Raw genomic sequence first — 25,358 nt, 5'->3', positions numbered from 1 at the left:
AGTAGTTGATTCAGAAGGCCATTCATGACTCCAATGACCGCCACCGCGCTCGCCGCCGCGCTGTCCCGCCGCGAACTGAGCGCCGAGCAGGTGCTGCGCGACTGCCTGGAGCGCATCGAGCAGCGCGAGCCCGAGCTGCGCGCCTTCGCCCACCTCGACCCCGCCCCGGCACTGGCCCGCGCGCGCCAGCTCGACGCCGGCGCCGTGACCGGGCCGCTGCACGGCCTGCCATTGGGCGTCAAGGACCTGTTCGACACCGCCGACCTGCCTACCGCGTATGGCTCGGCGATCTGGCACGGCCACCGCCCACGCGCCGATGCCGGCGTGGTCGCGGCCTGCCGTGCCGCCGGCGCCCTGATCCCCGGCAAGACCGTCACCACCGAATTCGCCGCCTTCACGGCCGGCCCGACCCGCAACCCGCACCACGCCGGCCACACGCCGGGCGGCTCGTCCAGCGGCTCGGCCGCGGCGGTGGCGGCCGGCCTGCTGCCGCTGGCGCTGGGCACGCAGACCGCCGCCTCCATCGTGCGGCCGGCGGCGTACTGCGGCATCGTCGGCTTCAAGCCCAGCGCGGGTCTCATCGGCCGTGCCGGCGTCAAGCTGATGAGCGACACGCTCGACACTGTCGGCGGCTTCGCGCGGACGGTGGAGGACGTGGCCTTGCTGGCGGCCGTGCTGACGGGGGACGAGGGGCTGCGGCTGGGCGAGGGCGCTGGCTTTGGCACTGCTACCGCTGGCGCCACCGATGCTTCCGGCGCGCGCGTCGGGCTGTTCAGGGGCCCGCACTGGGACGTGGTGGGCGACGACGTGCGGGCGCTGTGGGAGGGCGTCGCGCGCCGCGTGGGCCGCGAGATTGCGTCGCCCGAGTGGTTCGCGCCCCTGACCGCCTTGCAGATCGACGTCATGCAGCACGAGGCCGCGCGCAGTCTGGCTTGGGAGCACGCGAATCGGTCGGCGCAACTGAGTGACCGGATGCGTGCATTGCTGGACACCGGAGCCGCCATCGACGGCGGGGCGCATCGGCGGAACATCGAGGCGACGCGGATCGCACGGCGGCGGGCGGAGACGCTGTTCGAGCACCACGACGTGCTGCTCGCGCCCAGCGCGGCTGGGGAGGCGGGGTTGTGGGAGGAGGGGACTGGCGATCCCTTGTTCGGACGGGCGTGGACGCTGCTGGGGTTGCCTTGCCTGCATCTGCCGCTGGGTGTGGGCGCTACCGGACTGCCGATTGGCTTGCAGGTGGTGGGGGCGATGGGCGACGATGCGAAGGTGTTGCGGGCGGGGGCTTGGTTGCAGGGGCTGTTGGGCGATCGGGTGGGGTGAGGCTGGCGGGAGTTGTCGCATCCATTCCCTGTTCGTTGCTCATTGCATTGCGCAGAGGAGACCGAGATGGCGATTGAGAATGCGGTGATCTATGTGCTGACGGAGTTGCCGGCATTGGTTATTGCCAAGGTCTTGCAGCGGTGCTTCGTGTGGACGCCTCGGCGGGCTGATACGGTGGCTTCGCTGATCTTGATGGGTGTTGGTTTTGGGGCTTGTCTGTTGGCTTGGTGGTTGTATGAGTGGAAGTAGGGCCGCTGGAGTTGTCGCCTACTGGCTTTTCAACGGTGGGCAGCTGCGGGAAGTACGCAATCGGCCAGAAGCAGCCACTCGCCACACTACTTGATGCCCGCGCCCTCGCACTCCTCTTGAAGCCGCAGCACGCAAGCTCACAGCTGCCATCCAAAAGGAATGGGGAGACGAAGTTGGGCAATCTTGGGCCGTTCGGAGTGAGGCGGTCATGCACTCGGCACATGCGTTACTGCAGGTGGCGTCCAAGGAGCGATCGCTGGCAAGCGTCATCGGACCGGGGTCGGTGAAGACGTTTCTAGGTTGGGAATGGGTAGACGCGCATCCCGCTGTATTGCCATATATCGCTAGCCTCGAGGCAGCTCAGTAAGCGACCGAGGTCGCGTCAATTATTTGTCGCGGGAACCGTTCTTAAGGTGGCAAACTTCCGAGAACAACTCTTGTAAAAGAATCAAAACGATGGCGAGATTTGACTCGGTAGGTCCCAGCCGCGAAGGGGACCAGTTTCACTACCTTTGGGCGGCGCGCCAGTGTCTACGGCTTCTCGACGATGGCGAGCTCGCAGCGGTGACGATTGAAGGTCCGTCCTCTTGTGAAACTAGCGAGGAAGAGATTGATGAAGGGTTCGAGGTAATCGACGTCGCTCTCTACTTCGGCGCGGAATCCTTGGCCCACGCATCGCTGGTCCAGTACTTTCAGCTGAAACACTCAACAAAGAGCAAGGGCAAAGCCTGGACCGCCAGTGGCCTCAAACGGACGGTCGCGGGATTCGCAAGCAGATTCAGCAAAATCCAAGACGAGCTTGGCGCAGGAGAGGTAGAGAGCAGCCTGCAGTTCACGTTCTTGACGAACCGCCCCGTTGCCTCGGATGTATTGGAAACGCTGTCAGACCTGGCCAATGACGTTGAACCTCGTCGACCTGAGCAAGCAGATTTGCTTATCAAGTATTCCGGACTCACCGGCCCAGCCGTCGCAGAGTTTTTTGAACTGTTCCGAGTCGATGCCGATGAGCCCGACCTCTGGTCCCAGAGGAACCTTCTCAGTAGTGATGCTGCCGCCTATCTAGCCGATGCGGACTTCGACGCCCCTGCCCAACTTAAAGAGCTTGTAACTCGCAAAGTTCTGACAGACTCCGACCGAACAGTTCGCAAGCACGATGTGCTTCACGCGTTAAAGGTTTCGCCGGAAGAGCTTTTCCCATCCCCTTCTCAAGTTCATCGCCCAGAAGTCGAGGTGCCAAGGCGCCAGTACGAAGAAGCACGTGCGCTGCTGGCTGCATCTCAGCATCCAGTTCTGATTCACGCAGATGGCGGGGTTGGCAAATCGATGCTGGCCGCACACCTTGCTGCACCCATCCCCAATGGCACAGTAGCAATCCTGTATGACTGCTTTGGCGACGGTTTATATCGCACCGCGCTGCACGTGCGACACCGCCACAGTGACGCGCTTGTCCAAATTTCCAACGAACTCGCTGCAAAAGGCCTCTGCCACCCGCTGATACCGACACCATACGCCGACGCCAAGCAGTTGTTGCGGGCTTTCGCCTTCAGGGTTAGGCAAGCAATATCGATTCTTCGTGGGCGCCGCGCAAATGCCAGCCTCTTCATCATCATCGACGCAGCTGACAACGCCTGCATGGCTGCGAGCGATAGAGGCGATAGATGCTTCGTTCCCGACCTGCTCCGCCTACCTCTTCCCCAAGGCGTCCATCTCGCATTGACGTCTCGCTCCCATCGTCGCGAGCTTCTTGATGCGACCCCAGAGGCAATAGAGTTCCAACTCAAACCCTTCGACGAAGAGGAGTCGGCACAGCATCTGCTGCGATTCTTCCCATCGGCACCGCCAGACCAAGTTCGAGAGTTTGCAACTCTGACAAGTGGCAACCCTCGCGTTCAAGCCCTCGCGCTCTCTCAAAAGTCCTCCTTGGAGGACATATTGCGCTCCCTTGGTCCGACGCCTACTACTGTAAGTCGCGCCATCGGCGACTTGCTGTCGAAGGCAGTTGCTCGGCTCAAGGAGCGTGACGGTTCAATTGAGGCTCGAAGCATCGACCTCATCTGCCAATGTTTGGCGGTCCTCCGTCCACTGGTCCCGATATCCGTTCTTGCCGAAATCTCTGGCACATCTGAGGGCGCCGTTCGGAGCTTTGCCATCGACCTTGGCAGGCCCCTGTTCGTCAAAGGCAACAGTCTGCACTTCCTAGACGAGCCAGCAGAAACTTGGTTTCGCGAGCAGTTTCAGCCCGACGAAGGGGCGATGCGGCTCCTACTACAACGGTTGAGGCCGTTGGCGAGTCACAGCTCCTACGCGGCAGCGATGCTTCCCGAGTTGCTTCTTGCTGCGGGAAGACTCGACGAAGTCGTTGAGCTCGCGCTTTCAGATTCAGGCCTTCCAGCGGACAACCCCTTAGAACGTCGGGATGTAGAGCTTCGGCGACTAATGTTCGCGCTGAAGGCGTGCTTGGGTGCGGGCCGTTACTTGCCTGCCAGCAAGCTTTGCATGCGCGCGGGCGGGGAATTGGCTGCCGAGGCGAGGCAAAACAAGTTAGTTCAGCAGAACACAGACCTCGCTGGCCAGCTCTTGTCCGTTGACCGTATCGAAGAGTTGGTATCCCGTCGCACGTTTACTTCGTCATGGATGGGGTCGGCTCAGGCGTACTACGCCGGCCTACTTTCTGGCCGCACGGAGTTGCACGCCGAAGCAGCAAGCCGATTGCGCATCGCGCTCGACTGGCTCAGGGCCTGGAGCCGACTACCCGATGATGAACGACGCGGCGAGCGTGTCAAAGGCGCCGACATCGCGGAACTCGCATTCGCCATGTTGCGCGTGAACGGTGCAGAGCATGTGGCACGCTTTCTACGTGGCTGGAACTCTCGAACAGTTGCGTTCGACACTGGACGATTGGTGGGGGCGCGTCTGCTTGATTTGGGCCATGTAGCCCTGTTCGATACCTTGTTCATAGCAGCGAGTCGCGACCCCTGGCTCCTATTGGCACTTGCTTCAGCAGCAGACTCGACTAGTCACAATCCGCCATCAGAGCCGCTTCAACGACTGCTTCGCGTTCTATGCGACCGGCGCGTTGTTCTCACGACAGACGAGCACTGGAATGACAGAGGCGGGCTTCTTGAGGCTGTCACCGGAGCTATCTCCCTTGCCATAAAGTCGTTGCCAACGAATCTTCACGCTTGGCAGCACTTGTTGGAGCGTTACTTGCCCGTAGACCCACCCTTGGGGCTGGTGGATAGGTTTGGTGTTCAACAATCCACGCTTCGAGCATATTCCCTGCATGCCGCAATGACCGGAAGGAAGCTGGATCCCGTGGCCCTGGCTCATTCTTCCAAGCGGGATGCAGTTCGTGAGGCAGAAGCGACCGGGCGGATCCACGATGGCGAAATCAGCACATATCAGCGAGACCTAAGAGCGGTCCTCGGATGGTTCGAACTGCGCGCTGAGAGGCTCTGTGGTCGAAATCCAGAAGATGCCTCAGTAACAATCAGCGAGCTATTAAAGAACCTCTCCCATGCGGAGACCTATTAACAGTTTAACCACAAGGCACTCACACAGGTCACTGCGGAGCAATGGTTTGGAACGCTTACAGATTCGCCCGCTGACGATCTTTTGACGAACCGCTTCTTTTCTTGGTTCGAGAACGAGAAGGCTGCCCTTTGGCCTCTCACTCTGATCTCCATTTGTAAGTCAGCAGCACGGACACCGGGATTTTCGAGGTTCGCACTCGAACTCGCGCCGTACGCGCTTCAAAGAGTTGAAGCATTGGAAAATGAGGATGCCGAATCCCGAGCCGACAACTTTCAGTTGCTCGCCAGGGCAGTCCTGCCATTGAGTCAGGCGGAGGCGGGCGCCTATTTTGAGCGAGCAATTACGATTGCCAGCCGCATTGGCGAAGAGAACGTTAGTCGCTGGGAAGCGTTGCTGAACCTTGGCAAGGCTGCTGGAGCCAGTCCCGCTGGTCGACCGCAGCTCGCGTACAAACTCTCACGAGCTGCAGAGTTGACCTATGCATATGTGGCTAGGGACAAGCATTTTGACTGGGAAGGAACGGCCAAAGTCTTAGCGATGCTCTGTGGCCCGTCCTCACTGGCCATCTCTGCGAGATGGCGAGACAGGAGATTCGGAAGGTACTCGCGCCTGCTACCAGTCACCATAGAAGCACTCGTGCATCGCTTGGGAGGATTGCCGCCGCATACGCCCGTTGTCCTCGCGGGTATCGATGCTGAATGGAACCGCGCCGATGAACTTGTTCGCGCTGCAGAAGCCGAATCAGACGTTCATCGAAAGCGAGCCATCCTACTAGCGGGATATCGATATCTGCGCCTTCTTCCCGATGGGCTCGACACTTGGCAACGCGTCGAAGAACTTGGAAATCGACTCGGAGTCCAACTTTTGGACATCGACCGCTTGCGTCGTGCTGCGGAGCAGGCCCCCGCAGGTCAGACGTCCAGCGCCCCAAAGGAGCTTCCCTTTTCGGCATCGACGTCCGATAGAGGCCCCCCCGAATGGAACCAGGTGTTTCAGGGCATATCATTGGACGAACCGCTCGCATTGAAAGCTGCACTCATGGGATGTCGGGCATTGGGCACTACGTGTCCAACTGAGGGCTTCCTTCGGGAGGCCGTGGCCCGCGCTGGAGCAGGAAAAGCACCAGGCCTCATTGCGGCGGTGTCTTCGTGGTCAGATTTTGGGCTCTACGAACTGCGGTCCTTGGCAAAAGCTCTCCCCCCCAGCTATCTTCAGTTGCTGTCAGTAAAAAAGGCGCTGCGCACCGCAATCTTGGACGCATGTCGGAAGGAGCCAAGTCGGGTTTTTCGGCGAGGCTACTGGGCCCTCCTGCCTTTTGAGTCTTGGAACGACAACGGAATCGTGTCTGATGCAGATGTAGTGCATTCGCTCGTCGAGGGCTATGCCGCGAAGCTGGACGGGATGGACGCGTCGGCCCTTTTTCATCTGCTCGACCCGCTCTCGTCGCTCCTCCGAAGCTCGGAAGCGGCCGAGGCTCTTGACTATGGAATCGAATTGCTGGGCGAAGCCCTCGAGGAGGAACGGGGGGATGGTGCTTGGCGTGATTCACTGCATCCCCCAGCATCAACGACCGTCGCTCTTGCCGGGTACATCTGGTCTGGACTTGGCTCGCCTGTTGGGACTGAACGCTGGGAATTTGCGCACGCAGTGAGGAACGCCGTGGAAATCGGTTGGGACGACTTCCTCATAGAACTTGTCGCCTACGCTGATCTTGCCCCCGTATTTCAGGACACGGTCTATTCGCAATGTAGCGTCTGCTCGACTTGAGCAGAACACTGTTGGGCAGCACGATGCTGCCTGAACTCCCTGGGTGATCTCATCTTCAGCGCCGAGTGCGGATGGACTTCGTTGAAGTGCTCGAAGGCCGTGGCCATCTGCGCCATTACCGTCCTTGCATCGACCAGGTCCATGCGGCTGACGTAGTCGCGCTTGAAGGTGTTGACGAAGCTCTCGGCCATGCCATTGCTTTGCGGGCTGCACACGGGCGTGTTGACCGGCCGCAGGCCCAACTGCCTGGCGATCTGCCGCGTCTCGGCGGCAATGTAGGCACCGCCGTTGTCCGAGAGGAACTCCAGAGCGTGCCCCTTGGGAATGCCTTCTACATTGCCGAAGCGTTTTTCCACCGCCTCGATGAGCATCTCGCGCACCGGCTCGCCCGGCAGACCTTTGCCTTCCCAGGCCCGGTAGGCCAGGATCTCCCGATCGCAGCAGTCTTTCGTGAAGGTCGCCGTCACGGTCTGACCCGAGTCGCACCTGATCTCGAAGCCGTCCGAGCACCAGCGCACGTCGCTGTGCGCAACTGCCACTTTCCCTTCATGAGGCCGACTGGACTGGCGTCGTCGGGGTGCTTTGGGAAGCAGCAGTGCATGACCGGCCATCACGCGGTAGACCCGCTTGGCGTTGACTCGCGGCGCGCCGGCGTCGGCCCGCTGGCGGTTCACCAGCGCGCAGGCACGGCGGTAGCCGTAGGTCGGCAGCTCGGTGATCTGCGCCCTGATCTCGTCGAGTAGCACGGCATCATCAGCCCGCGCGGTACGGCAGGTCCGGGCGTCTATCCAGTCGTCGCTGCGTGCGCGCAGCCGCTGAACGTTCGAGCGCGCCAACCCCAGGGCCTCGCAGGCGGCCTTCACAGGCCATCCCCGTCCAGCCAGGGTGAGCGCGCAATCCACTTTTTTTCGGCGGCATAGCCCACGGCCTCCTTGAGGATCTCGTTCTCCAGCGTCTTCTTGCCCAGCACACGCTGGAGCTTGGCAATCTCGGCCCGGGCCGCGGCGAGCTCGGAGGCCGGCACCACGGCCTCGCCGGCGGACACCGCAGTCAACGCGCCTTGGCGCTCGAGCTTGCGCCACTGGAACAGCAGACTGGCCGACACACCCTCTTGGCGAGCAACGAGCGATACGCTCATGCCCGGCTCGTAGCTGCGTCGAACCAGCGCGGCCTTCTCTGCGAGGGACCAGCGCCTGCGGCGCTGGTCCCTCATGATCACCTCGACGGTGGTATCCGTATTCCTAGTCGTATTCACAGTCCTACTCCTATCCTGAAAGATAAGCGACAGACCGTGTCCTGTCATTCAAGGGGCCAGCTCAACGCGAGCATGGGCGAAGGCGGCGCGTTCGCGGACCGACGGCTAGAGTTCTATACCTGGCATGCTAGACAGTGGTTAGTGATTGGCTTGGCACGAGGCGCATTGACTCAACCCTACTTGCCGAAAGAGTGCATCAATCATTTGGTTCGAGAATTAGAGTCAAGCCACGTTCTGATTCGAGGATTTGCCGCCAAAGCGTTACTCGCTTGCGGTATCGGCGACTCCACTGCGCTTTCCTCTGTAAATTCGTCCGCGTTGACCCCAAAAGTGAATGCTGAGTACGACGAGGCACTTGTCGATGAAACGACGGATGAAACCCCCAATGAAGACGACCACTACTACTTCGGAATCGACATTGGGCCGTACTGGTTCGCTCCTTTAGGGCGCACATTCGGACTCGTGGAAAATGCCGTTGAGAGGAGGGTTCGCTCCGTACTGAGAGCATCGTTTCCTTCCCATGGGATGAACTGGAAAGAGGATGCGCGTCATTTGCGGGGAATCTTTGACTCGCATCGGATGGAGACTCAACACTCGCATGGGACGATGCCGAAGACCGACGATGCTAAGGCGTATCGCTGCTATCACGCCATGATGCTTGTGGCAGCCGACCTCCTCAAGGAGAGGCCCCCAAGGCGGTCGCGCGAAGACAATTTGGACCTTTTCCAGGAATGGCTCGACGGCGAGATGCTTTCGCACTCAAACGGGCTTTGGTTGGTCGACCGTCGCGACCCGTCGCTGGTATTGGCCGCACCCACGCCAGACCACCATCTTGAACCGAATTGGTCCTGGAACGTTTCAGTAGACTACATCGATAGCCACCTAGCGACGGACGACGGACTTCAAGTGCTTTGGGGTTACTGGAGTTACGGGGAAGCAAGCGAAAGAGAAACGATTAGTGTTCGTAGTGCTCTTGCTGCGCGAGATACCGCCCCGGCGCTCGTAGCCGCGCTGCAAACTGCATCGACCGACACATTCTTTCTACCGTCTACCGACCGAGGCTGGTCAGCGAACGAAGAGGCCTCGCCCCTCGAAGCATGGGTAGATATTCCGTCGAATGTGCATAGTCTCGATGAGCGCGACTCGTGGGGAGCAAGCCTCGCATTTCCTCCGCCGTCCCCAAGCGCATACGCACAAGGCGTGGCGCATCTTACGGCCTCCTCAGATGGTCGCCGTTGGACAGCAAGACAAGGTGGGACATTGCGCTCGGAGAGTTGGACGAGGGTTACAGGATTGGGCCGCGACGAGGCCGTGTACTCGGGCACTCGCTTGGCGGCAGATGGCGCCTTCATCAAGTCTCTGCTCTCGGCTTTCCCAGACAAATGCCTCATAGTGAGCATCGAGGTCGAACGACGCCTGGACGAAGGTGTGGCTTTGCGAGAGGGATGGGAGCCCTATCCCTGGGACTATCGAAGAATTTACTTACTGGACCGCGATGGAATCCCTAAGACGCTCTAAGTCAATCATCGAATTGGGTAAGCGACTGGCCTCATCAATGGCCAAAGATGAGGACCTGACAGCCGAATGGATGGCACATCTCATATCGGAGCGGATGCACGCTATCGAGATGGCACTGCCCGAAGATAAGGAAGCAGCAGAGGAGGCATGCATTCGCGAAATATTACGTCTGTGGTCTCACCGATTCGCAGCCCCCAACTGCGCTAACCCCCTTGGGGATATCGAGTCGGTGGCGCGCACGTTGGCTTCGCTAGACCCGGCCAACGCCTTCAATCGGTTCTACCCACCGGTAATGGCGCTCGCAAACGCGGAGAACATTCGGAATGAAAATGATTGGTTGATGCTTGCGATACAACTTGACTACGCGGCACGGGAGCTAATCGGGTTCGCACTTCGAAAGGGCGCCCAGCAGCCATTGGCAAGTGCTGAGTTCCAGTCAACGCTAGACAGAGCGCTTCAAGGCGAAGTCAACGTGGATTTTGAACTGCCAATCGTGCAATTCATTCTGCAGGACGACAACTCTTCCGTCGACTCAAGATTCAAGGCTGCCGAGGAGAAAGCAACCATTAAAAGAATAGAGCGTCTAGAGCGCTTCGCTCAACTTGCCATGGACGCTTCAGCCGTCCTACGGGCAACGTTGGGCGGGTCAGCCGCAACTGATAAAGACGAGGCTCAGGCGACGCCGTCTGATACTGAGTAGGTCTTAGGGCCCCTTGGGCAAAGCATCTATAGGGTGCTGCGAGGGGCGGTGAGGGCGTCTGGAGTGCGCCCGGCGAACCATCTTAAGATTGGCAGCGCGGCCGCGCAGGATCGGGCCCACCCACCAATCTTGATTCCCTGGAACGACAAGGCGCGATTCATGACCGCTACCAAGGCGACGGACTTGGGCGCTAGTGGAAGTCTTGAACGCAGGCTCGCCGCAGCAGGACCGAAATTCGCTGAAGTTGGAATGGTGCAGGTAGTGGTCTAGCTCAAATTTTCGTCGAAGCGCTGCACTCGAAGAGTGCTAGTGACGGGCGAAATCAAGAAAAGCTTGAGCGTTCGCTTGTGGCCGATAGCGGTCACGATCTGTGATTTATTAACAGATAGGAAGGGTCGTCGTGTGACTGAAAAAGCCCGCTTTGGGCTCTGAGCAGCCTGTTAGATTGCACCCAAAAACTTTTCGTCTGCGCACCTAAAGCAGAGGCAGCGGCGTTGCTAAAGCGGACATTTAGCGCTGCACTCGAATGCCTAATGTTCTCCGTCAGACCTCAGTTGGCGGTTCTATTAAAGTCGAGCACTAGAACATGTTCAACAACTATTGTTGTTGAGCACCATTACGGCAGCCGCCTAAACCTCAGCAGCCTCAACACCAGATCGTCCGCGTCTACTTCCAAATTCAAGCCTCAGCAGGTTCATCTCCACTCCTTCGTTCCGAGCCACTGCCATCCCCTCTAGCGCCAAGACTGACAGCTGCCACCCCGTGCCGCTGGGCGCGTGATAGACAAGGGTGATCGTTTACAGGTAGTCCTTGCCGATCGCCATGGAGGCAGGTTCAGGATCAGCGCGGACAACTGCCGGGCGACCTAAGCGAAGAAGGTGTTGCTGTTGAAAGCGGGTCAGAAGCGGTGGGACTTGCGCCAGGTTAGGCCACTACGGCTGACTCAATCCACTCGATCATTGCTGCTGGCTAGGTTCCCCAGCGACCGTCATGTACCTGCAGATGAGCACCGCAACCAAAGCACGCCGAGTGTCTCCACTTCTTCGGTCACGGTCATTAAGCCAGTGCGACCCAGCCCCGAAACGCCATCCCCACATAGAAGCACGCGACATCGGCAAAGCCAGCTTCGCGAAGCATCTCCTCATCGCGCTGCGGCGAGACAATTGAAAGCCTTTCATTGACCGCTTTCGCCGCCGCCTCCGCCTTGGACGGCTCGATGCCGGACGACACCGCGAACGCTGCGTAGCGATTCAGCCAAACCTGTCTCTCGCTCGGGACGTCTGAAACGCTGAGGTGGACCAAGACGAATGGTGCGCCAGGCCTCAATCGGCGCCGGATCTGGGCCAGCATGCGACGGCGCTCCTCGACCTCGACGAAATGCAGGGTCAAGAGGCACGTGGCGCCGTCGAAGGGTCCGGCGCTGGCATCGTCGACGTGGCCCTCCTGCAGATGCACCCGGGCGCCCAGTTGGCCGAGCGTTGCGCTGGCGAGATCCAGCATCGGCCGCGAGGGATCGACGCCTTCGAATGACCACTCGGAATGCGCCTGTGCGAATCGCTGGAGTTCGAGACCTCCGCCCGCCCCCACGACGAGAACCCGCCCATCCCGTGGCACGCGTTCAGCGAGCAGGATGTCGGTCATGCGCACCATGTCCGCCCAGCCCGGCACCATCCGGGGCGGGCCTTCCGCATAGGTGGCGACTGCCTCGGCGTTGGCGAAGGGGAGGTGCGTGGGTTCAGTCATATCGACGTGGTTCGAGTCGTGCTCAGGCCAGTCCGAGCCAAGGGGTCAGGATGAGAGTGTCGTCGTCCTCACGAGGTCAAGCCGCAGCGTCTCAAGAGTTCCTCGATGAAACGGCCGCGCTCCAGAGGTGACACCAGCGTGAACGATCGACCATGGTCGATCCTCACGCGACGCAGGGACAACGCCGGGGCCGAGAGCGGATTCGAGCTCGACTCGACCCGATGGATCTCGGCATAGCGAATGCGCTTCTTGATCATCCCGCAATGGATGAACAGGTGATCGTCCTTCAGCGTGTACCGGCATGGCAAGGTCAGCGCAAGAACCGTGATGACACTCGCGATGCCAATCGCCAGGGCGATCATGCCGCCCCCAAAAGAAGCACCACGCAGGCTCCACGCCTGACGCAAGCACAGTGCGAACGCTACTCCGACGAGGATCACCAACCAGGCATCGATCCGCGTCGGAAAGACGCTGTCATTCGTCGTCGAGCGATCGTCCGTCGAGTTCGAGGTTTCGAAGGCTGTTTTATTCACAGATTGATTCTCCAATGCGACAACTTCCACCGCGTGCATGCACGAGGATCGCACGCACTCCATGCATTGATGGCAGAACACGAAGCGATGGATGAATGGGCAGGCGCAGGGCGGACCCGGCGAGCGGCATGCTTCTTGCGCCTCGATCCCCTTTGACCCCATCGACTGCCCGCATGCCCCAACTCGACGCCACCCGCACCGCTTTCCGCCCCATCACGCGCCGCGATGCCCTCTGCGCGTTCGGCGCCTCCCTCGCCACCTTGGGCCTCGCATCCGCGAGCACCAGCGCAGCGGCGCAAGGCTATCCGGAACGTCCCTTGAAGATGCTGGTCGCCTATCCGCCCGCCGGCGCCACCGACATCCTGGCGCGGCTGATCGGCCAGAAACTGGGCGACAAGCTCGCGCAGAGCGTGGTGATCGACAACCGGCCCGGCGCCGGCAGTACCCTGGGCATGGACATCGCGGCGCGCCTGCCCGCCGACGGCCACAACCTCTTCCTGAGCGCCGTGACCACGCAGGCCATCGCCAGCTACCTCTACCCCAACACCAAGGCCGATCTCGCGCGCGATTTCGTTCCCGTCAGCCTGATCGCCAACGCGCCGCACATGCTGATCGTCAATGCCGACGTGCCGGCCAGGACGGTCCCCGAGTTCGTGCGCTGGATCAAGTCCAGGAACGGCGACGTCAACTTCGCTTCGCAAGGCACCGGCACGTTGTCGCACCTGGAGTCGGAGTTGTTGTGCCAGCAGATCGGCGCGAAGGCCGTCCACGTGGCCTACAAGGGCAGTTCGCTGGCGGTCGGCGATCTGCTGGCGGGAACGGTGTCCTTCATGTTCGACAGCGTGGCCGCCGCCATGCCGCTGGTGCGCGCCGGCAAGGTGCGCGCGTTGGCCGTCGCCTCGTCGAACCGGGTGCCGGCCATGCCCGACCTGCCCACGGTGTCGCAAGCCGGCATCGCGGGCTTCGATGCGGACAACTGGTTCGGTCTCTATGTCCCCAAGGGAACGCCGGCCACCGCCGTTGCCGCCCTGGCCCAGGCCGTGGCCGAGGTGACGCGGGATCCCGACACCATCGCCAGCCTGGTGCAGAAGGGCTACATCGTCACGCCGGGCGATGGCACGCGCCTGGCGGCCATGGGCGCACTCGACCACGTGCGCTGGGAAAAGGTCATCCGCTCGGTCGGCGTGGTGCTCTGAGCGAGACTCGGCATCCGGTCGCCAGATCGTCTGGTCGAGATTTCCACCCTCCGTCATCGCCGCGCAAGCGCAGTCCTCCCATGAACGCTCTCTATCCCTATCCCGCCGGCCGGCAGCCGGTCCTGGGTCGCAACGTGGTCGCCACGTCCCAGCCCCTGGCAGCGCAGGCCGGCGCCGCGGCCTTCGCCCGAGGCGGCAACGCCATCGATGCGGCGCTGGCCGCCGCCATCTGCCTGACGGTGGTCGAGCCGACCATGAATGGCATCGGCGGCGATGCGTTCGCGCTGGTGTGGGATGGCGATCGGCTGCACGGCCTGAATGCGTCGGGTCGCGCGCCCCGGGCCTGGAGCGCCGAGCGATTCGCGCATCTGGACCAGATGCCGCGCAATGGCTGGGACACGGTCACCGTCCCGGGCGGCGTCGCGGCATGGGCGGCGCTGTCGGAGCGCTTCGGCGCGCTGCCCTTCGAGGACCTGTTCAAGGACGCCGTCCGCCATGCGCGCGACGGCTTCCCGGTCAGTCCCGTGATCGCCCGGCAGTGGAAGCAGGCGGTGAACGACCTGGGTCACCAGCCCGGCTTCGACGAATTCACCATCGAGGGGAGGGCCCCCGAAGCGGGCGAGATCTGGAGTTTCGCGGCCCAGGCCGACACGCTGGAGGAGATTGCCCGCAGTCGCACCGCATCGTTCTATCAAGGCCGGCTGGCCCAGACCATGGCCGCGTTCGCGCGTGCGCATGGAGCCGGTCTGGCCCTGGAGGACCTGGCGGCCCATGCGGTCGAGTGGGTCGAGCCCGTGTCGACGGCTTTCGGCGATCGCACGGTGCACGAGATACCGCCCAACGGCCAGGGCATCGCCGCGCTGATCGCCATCGGCCTGCTCGAGCACGTGCCCTACGCGAAGACCCTGCCGGGGTCGGCGGCGCGCATGCACCTGGAAGTCGAGGCCATGCGCCTGGCGTTCGCGGACCTGTATGCGCACGTGGCCGATCCCGATCACATGCGCGTCACCGCGGCCCAGCTGCTCGATCCGGCCTATCTGCGTCGTCGGGCACGCTGCATCGATCCCACCCGGGCCGGGACGCATCCGGCCGGCCAGCCGGCCAGTGGCGGGACGGTCTACCTGTGCGCCGCCGATGCGCAGGGCCGCATGGTGTCGTTCATCCAGAGCAACTTCAAGGGCTTCGGCTCGGGGGTCGTGGTGCCGGGTACCGGCATCGCGCTCCACAACCGGGGCATGGGATTCGTCACCACGGCGGGGCATCCAAACCAGGTGGCCGGCGGCAAGCGGCCGATGCACAGCATCATCCCGGCGTTCATGATGCGCGACGGTCGTCCGCACATGGCCTTCGGCGTGATGGGCGGCAACATGCAGGCGCAGGGGCACCTCCAGATGACGCTGCGCGAGGCGGTCGAGGGGCTCAATCCGCAGGCCTGCTCCGATGCGCCGCGCTGGCGCATCAACGACGACGGCGTGCTGACGGTGGAGCACACCGTGCCGGCCGACGTGGTCGAGGGACTGCGGCGGATGGGTCATGAGCCCGAGGTCGCGCCGGCCGACAGCCTGGATTTCGGCAGCGCGCAACTCATCCGCCGGCTCGATGGCTCCGACGTGGCCTACGCGGCCGGATCGGACCATCGCCGGGACGGGCAAGCCGTCGGCTGCTGACCTCAGGGCAGGCGCCCGAACCCCGGCAACCGCAGCGCCAAGTCGTCCACGTCGACTCCAAAGCCGAGCCCCAGCACGTTCATTTCCAGGCCCTCGTCCCGCGCCACCGTCACCCCCGCCAGCCCCAGCAGCGACAGCTGCCAGCCCGTGCCGCTGGGCGCATGGTCGATGAAGGTGGTCGCGCCCAGGTAGTCCTTGCCGATCGCCGTGGGAGGCAGGTCCAGGCGCAGCGCGGGCACCTGCCGGGCGACCCAGGCCACGAAGGTGTTGCTGTTGGGACCGGGCCAGAGGCGGTAGGACTCGCGCCAGGGGTAGGCCGCCACGGCGGTCTCGATCTGGTCGATCATGGCTTCCGCCTCCGCGCCCCGGTGGTCCGCGAGCAGCTGCGGATAGGCGCCATACCAGAGCATGTCGGGCGCCTCGACGTCGTTGGTGACCATGGCGTCGCCGCCCCGGCGGGCCCGCCAGCCGATGATGTGATAGGTGGTGTAGCGGTCCGCGCCGGCGCGCTTGACCGCGATCCACGGGTGGATGCCGAAGGCGCCGCGCCAGCGCACGATGCGCGCGCCATAGACCTGTACGACCGCTCCGCGATCGACGGCGGGGTCGGGCGCCTGCCCCGTGCTCTCCTGCCTCGTCCGGTACCAGGGCGTGTCCAGATCCAGGTCGCCGAAGGCCAGCACGCCGATCGGGCCCAGCAGCAGCAATGCGATCAGGACCAGGAAGCGCAACGGCCAGCGTGTCCAGCGCGTCGTGCGCTTCTGCACCGGCGGCGAAGATGAGAGATCGGGCATCGCGCCAGTATGCCGTCGGAGGCGATGGCGCTCGGTCGCGGGTTGGCCTGGTGTCTGGCTGCAGCATCTCGCACGTGGTCAGGCCCAGTGATCAAGGACGGAGAGCCGGTCTTTGATAATGACATAAACCATTGATGTGAAAGAATAAATTGGCAAAGCTACAATGAACGAGGTAGAGCCGGTTGGTGGTTCTACGTCCGGAGGCCACATGAAACTCGAGAGCAAACTACAGGTTTCTTTGAGCAAGCGTGCCGACCATGTCGTGCTGCGTCGTGAACTCGCTCGGCTTGGCAGCAAGAGTCAACTCACGGAAGCGATCAAGCGTCTCATCGCACAAGGCCGAATGGTGCGCCTGGCGCCAGGCGTGTATGCCAAGACCAGCCAAAGTTCCAGGGACGGCCAGGAGCTCGCAGCGCCGCTTGAAGTCATCGCCGATGAAGTTCTCCTGAAAACGGGTCGTCCCGTCGTCATTTGTCGGGTGGAAGCCGGTGAGGGGCGGTCCAAGTTCGAAGCCAGGTTCGGTAGCGCGCCGGTGACCACTGTCGCAGGTCTGGCAGCGCTTCGGTCCAAGCGACGGTCGACAACAGTCGAGCTTCCAGAGGAAGTTGCCCAGTTCCCGATCAAGGATGTGGCCAGTTACGTCGCGAATCTGGCGGCGATGCATGGCGTCGTATTCAAACGAACCCGGCTGGACGACTTCGCGGAAGCAGTCACTCGCCTGGCTGGCGATGATGAGCGGCTGGACGCCACGGGCAAGCTGCTCGCGTCCCTGCGCAGGAAGTCCGTCATCAACGGACCGCAGCTGGCGCGTCTGATGTCGAACCACATGAGAGAGCAGAGAAATGCCGTTCGATCCGTTCGATGACTTCCATACGGCCGGCTACCTCAGGAATATCGAGGCTGAGCGGGATCTAGAGGTGGTGAAGGCACAGGAGAAGGTTTTTTTCGAGGCTCATCTCGACGAGGCGTTGGCATTCCTCGGCGAGGCTCGCGGCCCCGTGACCTATGCACATTTTTGCGAAGTTCACGCGATTCTTTTCAGGGAGTTCTATCCGTGGGCCGGGCAGGACCGCTGTCAACTGGGCGTCGCGACCCAGGTCAGCAAGGGAGGCATCGTCGACTTCGAGCAGGCTGCTCTCATCGGCAAGGCAGTGCAGTGGGGCTTGGACATGGGCAACGACGCAAAGCGCATGCGCCAGCAGCCTGGCGCGGTCATGGGCGCCTTCGCATGGGCGCATCCTTTTCTGGACGGTAATGGCCGGACCATGATCCTGGTCCACACCGAACTCTGCCGCCGCGCCAGGATCCTGGTCGACTGGCCCTCGACGAGCAAGACGGCCTATCTGGCGGCCCTGACCGCTGAATTGAAGGACCCTCGTGCCAGACATCTGGACGCCTATCTCGCGCCGTTCTTGCGAGAGTCGGACCGAACCGATGACTCGCTCACGCAACTTCTCGCTCTGCCGGGGTTGGACGGGCTGGACGCGACCAGCGTGGACGACATCGACTACGACACGAGCGACGAGAAGGCGATGACGTCGTATCTGGAGACGAAACGCATCAGAGGTGAGGTGCAAGACACGACCGGCGAGACCTGAGCGTGCATGCAAGGTTCAACCAGCCTGGATCGCCGGGCCATGAGCGATTCCGGTGACTCGTCGGCATGGCGACTCACGTCACGACGCCCGTTCCCATCCCCATCTCGCCCCGGAACACGCCCTCCATCTCCCGCCTGAACGCCACCGCCTGGTTGCCGGCGTCGAACGCAACGTCGTCCCAGCGCACCACCTGCCCGGCCGCCACCGCGCGCTTGAGCACGATCCCGTGCGCCAGGCCGATCGGCAGCGCGCCATGGCGCAGCGAGTCCGCCGCCGGCATCAGCCGGCCGTAGACCCTGTGGCCGCCCTCGCCATCGAGCTTCTCGCCGACCTCGAGATCCCGCTTGGCCGTGGCCGCCACGTCGCCGATGAAGTCGCCGGTCGCGCCGGTGGCCTCGCCGCGCAGGGCGACATTGGCCACCGAGATGCCCAGCTCCAGCCCGATCAGGTGGTAGGGCTTGTACATGGCGGCATAGCGGCCGCTGGCATCGGTCTTCAGGCCGTATTGCGCGAAGCAGTCGCGCACGTAGTCGGTCGATGCCCGGAAGGTGACGTACACGCCCCAGCGCAGGTCGCGGAAGACCGGCCGGCCGTCGCGCTCCAGGGACGACACCACTTCCACCGTGCCGCCGTGCGCCAGGATGCCGCCGTCGCTCGCGGGCTTGAGCAGGGCCGGCAGGTCGTCGACGCCGCAGGGCGGAAAGGCCAGCCCGTCGGTGGCCGGGCGCAGGCCGGTGCCGTTGGCCACCGCCGCCATCTCCAGCGCCGACTTGGTGCCGTCGAGGAAGGAATTGAACATCTGCGCGTTGAAGTCGCCGCCGGCCACCTGCTCCTCGCTGAAGCCGTAGTGGCCCCAGACCGTGTCGGGCGTGGACTGGTGGTAGACCGGCAGGTACTTGGTGCCCTTGCCGGCGCACACCACCTCCAGGCCGGCGGTGCGGGCCCAGTCGACCAGTTCGGCGATCAGCGCCGGCTGGTCGCCATAGGCCATGGAATAGAGGATGCCGGCCTCCCTGGCGCGGCGCGCCAGCAGCGGGCCGGCCAGGGTGTCGGCCTCGACGTTGACCATGACGATGTGCTTGCGATGGGCGCAGCACAGCAGGGCGTGGCGGATGCCGGCCGCGGGGCTGCCGGTGGCGTCGATGACGATGTCGAGCGCGGGCTGCGAGATCAGCGCCTCGGCATCGTCCTGCACGAAGGTGGAGCCGTCGCGCAGGGCCTCGGCCCAGGACCGGGCGCCGGACTGCATCTCGCTCCAGCCGACGCGCCGCAGCGACGCCTGCGCCCGCGCGGGCGAGAGGTCGGCGATGCCCAGCAGATGCAGGCCCGGCGTGCGCGGCACCTGCGACAGGAACATCGAGCCGAACTTGCCGGCGCCGATGAGGCCGACGCGGATGGGTGTGCCGGCCTGGGCCAGCGCCTGGAGTTGGGGGAACAGATGGGACATGGCGGCGTTGTCTCTCTTCGTCTCTGGGTTTTATGGGTCTTGTGGGTCTCCGGGGCCGCCGGGCTCCGCAGGCGGGGCCGCGTGGTTCTCTTCGTCACTCTGCCCAAAAGGCATGCGCCGCGCCAGTGCCGCTTGCGACACAGGCGACACAGGCGACGCGATCGGTGACAGGGCGGCGGCGCGCGGCATGCCCGCCATGCGCGATGCGCCCGGGGCGCGTCCGCGCGCCCGCTCAGTCGCGCGGTGCCGTCCGGCGCAGCGCCGCGCGGATGGTCGAGAGCCCGCGCAGCAGGTGCGCGTCCAGCTCGTCGAGCATGGCGTTCAGGTCGTCGCCGATCGCCAGCTTCATGAAGAGCTCGTGGTTCTCGGCGTAGTCGGGCTTGGGGATGTGCGTGAGCCGGCAGACCGCGAAGCCGAGCTGGATCTTCTGCGTCATCTGGCGCCAGACGTCGAGCAGCAGGTGGTTGCCGCAGCGCTCGTAGACCAGGCCATGGAAGTGCGCCTCGGCGGCGCTCTCGCGGCTGAGCTCGCGGCTGGCGACGGCTTCGGCCAGGGCCTCGTAACGCGCCTTCATCTCGGTGCGGAAGGCGGCGTCGCGCTGCGGCCAGACGCGGATGAAGGCCTGCTTCTCCATGATGCGCCGCACCTCGTAGACATCGCTCAGGGTCTGCTCGTCGATGTCGGCCACATAGGTGCCGGCATAGGGCCGGTTGACCACCAGGCCGGTCTCGATGAGCTCGCGGATGGCTTCGCGCAGCAGGCCCCGGCTGACGCCGAACTGGGTCGCGAAATGGGTCTCGACCAATTGCGTGCCGGGTGCGATGCGGCCGGCCAGGATGGCCGTGCGCAAGGTCTGCGCCACGTAGTCGCGCCGGGTGGCGGATGGCGCGGGTTCGAAGTCGGGGAGGGTGCGGGTCGCCATCGCGGGAGCTCGGGGTTGCGGTCGCGCGGATGCGCTCAGGCGCCCCGCAGGGCCAGGCGCTTCTCAAGCCGGCCGGCGGCGTAGGCGCCGGGATAGATGAGCACGAAGTAGATCACGGCGACGGCGGTGAGCATCTCCAGGGGGCGATACGAGACGGCGCTCAAGGCGCGGCCCTGGTACATCAGCTCGTGCACGGCGATGACCGAGGCGATCGAGGTGTTCTTGGCCAGCTCGATGCCGCGATTGGTGAACGCCGGCAGCATGCGCTTGAGCACCTGCGGCAGCACCACGCGGCGCAGCACCTGCGCGCGCGTCATGCCGATGGCCGATGCGCCTTCCCACTGGCCCTTGGGCAGCGAGGCCAGGCCGCCGCGGAAGATCTCCGAGCAGTAGGCCGAGGCATTGAGCGTCAACGCCAGCAGGGCCGCCACGTAGGGGCTCAGCTGCAGGCCGGTGACGATCGGGAAGGCATAGAAGAACCACACCAGCTGGATCAGGATGGGGACGTTGCGGAACAGCTCCATGTAGCCGCGCGCGACCGCGCCGAGCAGCCGGCGCGGCGAGCGCGCCGCCAGCGCGATCAGCACGCCCAGTGCCATGGCCGCCGGAAAGGCCACCGCCCACAGGCCGGCCGTGACGCCCACGCCGCGCAGCAGCACGGGCCAGTTCTGCAGCACGGCCGAGAAGTCCCAGGTGAAGTCCATGGCGGTCTCAGGCTCCCTGCGGCCGGCTGGCGACGCCCAGGCGGTGTTCGAGCGCCCGCGCGCCGATGCTCAGCGTCAGCAGGGTGAGGAAGAAGATCGCCGCGACCACGGTGTAGACCTCCAAGGGGCGGAAGGTGATGGAGTTGACCTGCATGGCCTGGTAGAGGAGGTCGGAATAGGCCAGCGTGGAAGCCAGTGCCGTCGTCTTGATGAGCTCGAAGGCGCGCTCGATGAAGGGCGGCACCATGCGCGCCATGGCCTGCGGCAGCACCACGCGGCGCAGCGCCTGTGGCGCCGTCATGCCGATGGCGCGGGCGCCTTCCCACTGGCCGCGCTCGACCGACACCACGCCGCCGCGGAACACCTCGGCGAAGAACGCGCCGGACTGCGTCGACAACGCGATGACGGCCGCCATGTAGGGGTCGAGGCTGACGCCGATGAGCACCGGCAGGGCATAGAACGCCCAGAAGAAGTGCACCAGCGGCGGCGTGTTGCGGTAGAACTCGATGAACCACAGGGCCGGCCAGGCCAGCCAGCGCCGACCCGACAGCCGCATGGCCGCCAGGGCGACGCCCAGCACCACGCCCAGCGCGATCGCGACGGCCGCGATCCTGAGCGTGCCGACGAAGCCGGCCAGCAGCATGTCGCGATGCGACCAGATGCCGCCGAAGTCCCACTCGTAGTTCATGCCGCGCTCACTGGCCGAGCGTTTCCTTCATGACGCCCGGCACGGTGGCGGCGTCGATGTTCTTGGTCTTGAGGTATTGCGCGTACAGCGCCTGCGTGCGGCCCGATGCGTAGAGCTTGCCGATGATGGCGTCGAGCTGGTCGCGGAAGGCGCCATCGGCCTCGCGGCGGATGCCCACGCTGGTCGGCAGCGCGACCACCGGCTGCGGCACCTGCACCTTGCCCTTGCGGATCTTCGAGTAGGCGATGACCAGGGCCGGGTGGTAGAAGCCGATGGCGTCGACGCGGCCGGACATGAAGGCGGCCACGGTCTCGTCGGTGTTGGTGAAGCGCTCGATCTTCGCCTTGGGCAGGCGCACGGTCAGGTCGCGGTCGGTGGCGGTGCCCAGGGCGACGCCGATGCGGACCTCGGGCCTGTCGAGGTCGGCCCAGGTCTTCGCCACCAGGCCGTCCTTGGTCAGCACGCCCTGCGCGTACCAGAGCAGCGGGCTGGCCGGGAAGTCGAGCGCCTTCTTGCGCTCCTCGGTGGCGTCGAGCACGAACATGGCATCGATCTGGCCGGCCTGCAGGGCCGCCACGCTGTTGCCCCAGGTGGTCTCGACCGGCGTCATCTTCACGCCCATCTCCTTGGCGACCTGCTCGCCGAGCAGCACGCCCAGGCCGGTCCACTTGTCCGAGGCCGGATCGCGGAAATACCAGGGATCGCCCGGCGCGACGCCGATGCGCAGCTCGCCGGCCGACTTGACCTTCTGCAGGGTCTGCGCCGAGGCGGCGAGGCTGCCCAGCGCCAGGGTGGCGACGAGCGTGGCGGAGAGGGTGCGGCGCAGGAACGGGAAGTGGACGTTCATGGGGTTTCCGGGGTCGGGGTTGGCGGGTGGGACGGAGGGAGGATGGACAGACGGGGATCAGATGCTCGCCGGCAATGCGGCGTGGCCGGCATCCGGGCTGGCGAGGTAGGCGCGATAGAGCGCGTCGAGCCGTCGCGTGACCGCGCCGCCCGGCACCAGGGCGCGGCCGTCGACCGACTGCACCGGCGTGATGCCGGCCAGCGTGCCGGTGACGAAGGCCTCGTCGGCGGCATACACCTCGGCCAGCGTGAAGTCGCCCTCGAACACCGGGATGCCGGCCTCGCGCGCCAGCCGCGCGATGGTGGCGCGCGTGATGCCGTTGAAGCAGTAGCGGCCCGACGAGGTCCACAGCGCACCGCCGCGCACGATGAAGAAATTGGTCGAATTGCAGCTGGAGACGAAGCCCTGCGGATCGAGCATCAGGGCCTCGTCGGCGCCGGCCTGGATCGCCTGGATCAATGCCTGGATCAGGTTCAGGCGGCTGTGCGAGTTCAGCCGCAGGTCGAACACGTCGGGCCCGCTGCAGCGGTAGGTGGAGGTGAAGAGCTTCAGGCCGTTCTGCTTGGCCTCGGGCGTGACGACCTTGTGCTCGGCCACGCAGACGATGGTGGCGCCGCCGATGATGAAGCGCGGGTCCTGGTTGGGCGTCTTCTTGACGCCGCGCGTCACCATCAGCCGGGCGTGGGCGCCATCGCGCATGCCGTTGCGCAGGAAGGTGTCGACGACGACCCGCTTGATCCCGTCCTTGCTCAGGCCGATGTCCAGCGAGATCGAGCGCGCGCCCTCCCACAGGCGGTCGATGTGGGCGTCGAAGGAGACGATGCGGCCGTCGACCAGCCGCACGCCTTCCCACACGCCGTCGCCGCACACGTAGCCGGCGTCGAACACCGACACGGTGGCCTGGTGGCGTGGCACGAAGGCGCCGTTGACGTGGACGAGCACCGCCTCGTTGCGGTCGTCCGGCGCGTAGGCCTGGGAGCTGGTCTTGGAGAGGGTGCTGTCGGCGGGCATGGGGCGTCGGGGTCCGGATGGGTCAGAAATTGAAGGCCGTGAAGCGTTCGAGGAAGCGCTTCGTGCGCTCCTGCCTCGGATGCTTGAGCACCTCGTCGGGCGTGCCGGTCTCGTGCAGCCGGCCATCGGCGAGGAACACCACCTTGGTGGCGAAGTGATAGGCGAAGCCCAGCTCGTGGGTCACCAGCAGCATGGTGCGGCCCTCGTCGGCCAGCGCCAGGATGGTCGAGAGCACCTCGCCCACCAGCTCGGGGTCGAGCGAGGACGTCGGTTCGTCGAACAGCAGCACCTCCGGCTCCATCGCCAGGGCCCGCGCGATGGCCACGCGCTGCTGCTGGCCGCCGGAGAGGTGGCCGGGATAGGCATCGGCCTTCTCGGCCAGGCCGACCTTGGCCAGCTCGCGGGCCGCGCGTTCGCGGGCCTCGGCGGCCGGCAGGCGCTTGACCGTGACCAGGCCCTCCATGACGTTCTGCAGCACCGTCATGTGCGGGAACAGGTTGAACTGCTGGAACACCATGCCGACCTGCCGGCGCACCTCGCTCAGCTCGGCCTGGCCATAGCGCATGGCGCCATCGGCGCCGGGCCCGGTGCCGATGGCGCGGCCCTTGAGCACCACGCGGCCGGCCGAGGGCATCTCCATGAAGTTCAGGCAGCGCAGCAGGGTGCTCTTGCCCGAGCCGCTCGATCCGATGATGGCGATGCGGTCGCCGGGCTGGACGTCGAGGTCGATGCCATGCAGCACGGCGTGGTCGCCGAATCGCTTCTGCAGGGCCTGGATCTGGAGGATGGGAGAGGTCATGGGCTGACCGGATCATATCGATTGTCGAACAATCGACAATCAGCAAATACGCGATGGCGATCCGGCGCGATCCGGCGACGCGGGCCTGGACGCATCGGGGCCGTCGTCGTGCGCCGCGCCACAGCCATCCGGACGAGCCCGCGCATCGCCCCGCACCTACAGGCCCGCCGCGCCGCAGCCACTAGCGTGGGCGCATGCAAGCCAACGACTCCGCCACCCCCGCCACCCCCACCACTTCAACGACTTCCACGATGTCCTCCGAGCCGCCCATGTCCGATCTCGACTCCGCCCCCGGCACCATCATCGATCCCGCCCATCGCATCGATCCCCACACCAGCGCCTCCGTCACCGAGTGGGCCGAGAAGCTCCACGTCAGCGAGGGCGAGCTCATCGACGCCGTCACGGCGGTGGGCGATCGCGTGGCCGACGTCGAGCGCCACCTGAAGTCCGGTGGCGCCCAGGTCAAGCAGGACGACCTGCGATGAGGATCGCCTGCCTGGCCTGGGGCTCACTGCTCTGGAAGACCGGTCCGCTGCGCCTGGCATCGGGCTGGAAGGACGACGGCCCGGTGCTGCCGATCGAGCTGGCGCGCGTCGGCGACAAGGGCGAGCTGTCGACCGTGGTGCTGGAAGGCGCCGCGCCGCAGAAGACCTGGTGGGCGCTGCTGCAGGACGAGGACCTGGCCGTCGCCCGCGAGTCGCTGCGCCTGCGCGAGGCGATCGACCCCAAGCATCCCGAATGGGTCGGCAGCCTGCCGGCCGTCGCCGACGACGCCCATCCCTGCGCGAGCGAGATCGCGCGCTGGCTGGAGCGCCAGCCATGCATCGATGCCGTGGTCTGGACCGCACTGCCGCCGAGGCACCTGGACATCGAGGGACGCGTGCCCAGCCTGGACGAGGCGATCCGCTACCTCGACCAGCTCGAGGGCGAGACTCGCGAACACGCCGAGGACTACATCCGCCAGATCCCGCCCTCGCTGGCGACGGCGTATCGCCAGGGCATCGAGAAGCGCCTGGGCTGGACGCCGCGCGCCGCGCCGCAGGACGACGCCAGCGACAACTAG

23 protein-coding genes are annotated in these 25,358 nt (G+C 64.5%); 12 read left to right on the top strand and 11 right to left on the bottom strand.

What is annotated here, in order from left to right:
* Nucleotides 1-24: 24 nt before the first annotated feature.
* The 4 genes from AC1MLT_RS18275 (at nt 25) to AC1MLT_RS18260 (ending at nt 6,873) form a co-directional block, all read left to right on the top strand.
* A complete protein-coding gene (locus AC1MLT_RS18275; protein ID WP_481035516.1) occupies nt 25-1,323 on the top strand; it encodes an amidase in 1,299 nt (432 codons plus the stop codon).
* 66 nt (nt 1,324-1,389) lie between these two features.
* A complete protein-coding gene (locus AC1MLT_RS18270) occupies nt 1,390-1,572 on the top strand; it encodes a hypothetical protein (RefSeq protein ID WP_481035515.1) in 183 nt (60 codons plus the stop codon).
* A 456-nt stretch (nt 1,573-2,028) separates the two neighbouring features.
* A complete protein-coding gene (locus AC1MLT_RS18265; protein WP_481035514.1) occupies nt 2,029-5,106 on the top strand; it encodes an NACHT domain-containing protein in 3,078 nt (1,025 codons plus the stop codon).
* A gap of 81 nt (nt 5,107-5,187) precedes the next feature.
* Complete coding sequence (locus AC1MLT_RS18260; protein WP_481035513.1) at nt 5,188-6,873, top strand: hypothetical protein; 1,686 nt, start codon at nt 5,188-5,190, stop codon at nt 6,871-6,873.
* Here AC1MLT_RS18260 and AC1MLT_RS18255 read toward each other — a convergent pair.
* A protein-coding gene (locus AC1MLT_RS18255) for an IS3 family transposase (RefSeq protein WP_481033218.1) occupies nt 6,843-8,086 on the bottom strand; the annotation gives its coding sequence in 2 pieces (ribosomal slippage) (nt 6,843-7,789 and nt 7,789-8,086; 1,245 coding nt in all). The two genes, AC1MLT_RS18260 and AC1MLT_RS18255, sit on opposite strands and share 31 nt — an antisense overlap.
* A 207-nt stretch (nt 8,087-8,293) precedes the next feature.
* Between AC1MLT_RS18255 and AC1MLT_RS18250 the strand changes: the two genes are divergently transcribed.
* Together AC1MLT_RS18250 and AC1MLT_RS18245 are read left to right on the top strand one after the other, a co-directional pair.
* Nucleotides 8,294-9,646: a hypothetical protein gene (locus AC1MLT_RS18250; protein ID WP_481035511.1), complete on the top strand. Its 1,353-nt coding sequence runs from the start codon at nt 8,294-8,296 to the stop codon at nt 9,644-9,646.
* On the top strand, nt 9,624-10,346 hold the full coding sequence (locus AC1MLT_RS18245; RefSeq protein ID WP_481035509.1) for a hypothetical protein: 723 nt from the start codon (nt 9,624-9,626) through the stop codon (nt 10,344-10,346). The genes AC1MLT_RS18250 and AC1MLT_RS18245 overlap by 23 nt, the downstream gene beginning before the upstream one ends.
* A gap of 1,056 nt (nt 10,347-11,402) precedes the next feature.
* On the opposite strand, the gene AC1MLT_RS18240 is transcribed toward AC1MLT_RS18245, so the two are convergent.
* Nucleotides 11,403-12,089, bottom strand: coding sequence for a class I SAM-dependent methyltransferase (locus AC1MLT_RS18240; RefSeq protein ID WP_481035508.1), 687 nt, complete (start codon nt 12,087-12,089; stop codon nt 11,403-11,405).
* A gap of 68 nt (nt 12,090-12,157) precedes the next feature.
* Nucleotides 12,158-12,661: a PH domain-containing protein gene (locus AC1MLT_RS18235; RefSeq protein WP_481035506.1), complete on the bottom strand. Its 504-nt coding sequence runs from the start codon at nt 12,659-12,661 to the stop codon at nt 12,158-12,160.
* 134 nt (nt 12,662-12,795) lie between these two features.
* On the opposite strand from AC1MLT_RS18235, the gene AC1MLT_RS18230 reads away from it, so the two are divergent.
* Nucleotides 12,796-13,818: a Bug family tripartite tricarboxylate transporter substrate binding protein gene (locus AC1MLT_RS18230; protein ID WP_481035505.1), complete on the top strand. Its 1,023-nt coding sequence runs from the start codon at nt 12,796-12,798 to the stop codon at nt 13,816-13,818.
* Nucleotides 13,819-13,898: 80 nt separating this feature from the next.
* Entirely contained in the window at nt 13,899-15,485 is a 1,587-nt protein-coding gene (locus tag AC1MLT_RS18225) for a gamma-glutamyltransferase family protein (protein WP_481035504.1), read from the top strand.
* Between the two features lie 2 nt (nt 15,486-15,487).
* On the opposite strand, the gene AC1MLT_RS18220 is transcribed toward AC1MLT_RS18225, so the two are convergent.
* Entirely contained in the window at nt 15,488-16,279 is a 792-nt protein-coding gene (locus tag AC1MLT_RS18220) for a DUF3750 domain-containing protein (RefSeq protein WP_481035502.1), read from the bottom strand.
* Nucleotides 16,280-16,487: 208 nt separating this feature from the next.
* Here AC1MLT_RS18220 and AC1MLT_RS18215 point away from each other — a divergent pair, with 208 nt between their 5' ends.
* The gene (locus AC1MLT_RS18215) at nt 16,488-17,144 is read left to right on the top strand and encodes a hypothetical protein (RefSeq protein WP_481035501.1); all 657 of its coding nucleotides are present in this window, start codon (nt 16,488-16,490) and stop codon (nt 17,142-17,144) included.
* Entirely contained in the window at nt 17,122-17,877 is a 756-nt protein-coding gene (locus AC1MLT_RS18210) for a Fic/DOC family protein (RefSeq protein WP_481035499.1), read from the top strand. Before AC1MLT_RS18215 ends, AC1MLT_RS18210 begins: the two co-directional genes overlap by 23 nt.
* 73 nt (nt 17,878-17,950) lie before the next feature.
* On the opposite strand, the gene AC1MLT_RS18205 is transcribed toward AC1MLT_RS18210, so the two are convergent.
* From AC1MLT_RS18205 to AC1MLT_RS18175, 7 genes are all read right to left on the bottom strand, one after another.
* Nucleotides 17,951-19,324: an NAD(P)H-dependent oxidoreductase gene (locus AC1MLT_RS18205; RefSeq protein ID WP_481035498.1), complete on the bottom strand. Its 1,374-nt coding sequence runs from the start codon at nt 19,322-19,324 to the stop codon at nt 17,951-17,953.
* Nucleotides 19,325-19,556: 232 nt separating this feature from the next.
* Nucleotides 19,557-20,246 carry a GntR family transcriptional regulator gene (locus AC1MLT_RS18200; protein WP_481035496.1) on the bottom strand — a complete coding sequence of 230 codons (690 nt, stop codon included), beginning with the start codon at nt 20,244-20,246 and terminating at the stop codon, nt 19,557-19,559.
* Nucleotides 20,247-20,281: 35 nt separating this feature from the next.
* A complete protein-coding gene (locus AC1MLT_RS18195) occupies nt 20,282-20,950 on the bottom strand; it encodes an amino acid ABC transporter permease (RefSeq protein ID WP_481035495.1) in 669 nt (222 codons plus the stop codon).
* A gap of 7 nt (nt 20,951-20,957) precedes the next feature.
* Entirely contained in the window at nt 20,958-21,638 is a 681-nt protein-coding gene (locus AC1MLT_RS18190) for an amino acid ABC transporter permease (protein ID WP_481035494.1), read from the bottom strand.
* A gap of 7 nt (nt 21,639-21,645) precedes the next feature.
* A complete protein-coding gene (locus AC1MLT_RS18185; RefSeq protein WP_481035493.1) occupies nt 21,646-22,485 on the bottom strand; it encodes a transporter substrate-binding domain-containing protein in 840 nt (279 codons plus the stop codon).
* Between the two features lie 57 nt (nt 22,486-22,542).
* Nucleotides 22,543-23,496, bottom strand: coding sequence for an aminotransferase class IV (locus AC1MLT_RS18180; protein ID WP_481035492.1), 954 nt, complete (start codon nt 23,494-23,496; stop codon nt 22,543-22,545).
* A 22-nt stretch (nt 23,497-23,518) separates the two neighbouring features.
* Nucleotides 23,519-24,295 carry an amino acid ABC transporter ATP-binding protein gene (locus AC1MLT_RS18175; protein ID WP_481035491.1) on the bottom strand — a complete coding sequence of 259 codons (777 nt, stop codon included), beginning with the start codon at nt 24,293-24,295 and terminating at the stop codon, nt 23,519-23,521.
* Nucleotides 24,296-24,564: 269 nt separating this feature from the next.
* On the opposite strand from AC1MLT_RS18175, the gene AC1MLT_RS18170 reads away from it, so the two are divergent.
* Together AC1MLT_RS18170 and AC1MLT_RS18165 are read left to right on the top strand one after the other, a co-directional pair.
* Nucleotides 24,565-24,780 carry a DUF3606 domain-containing protein gene (locus AC1MLT_RS18170; protein WP_481035490.1) on the top strand — a complete coding sequence of 72 codons (216 nt, stop codon included), beginning with the start codon at nt 24,565-24,567 and terminating at the stop codon, nt 24,778-24,780.
* A complete protein-coding gene (locus tag AC1MLT_RS18165; RefSeq protein ID WP_481035489.1) occupies nt 24,777-25,358 on the top strand; it encodes a hypothetical protein in 582 nt (193 codons plus the stop codon). Before AC1MLT_RS18170 ends, AC1MLT_RS18165 begins: the two co-directional genes overlap by 4 nt.

It is taken from the genome of Variovorax sp. PEI5, from assembly GCF_056679935.1.
Note: the sequence above shows the minus strand (reverse complement) of the source record. Positions and strands in the feature narration are given on the sequence as shown.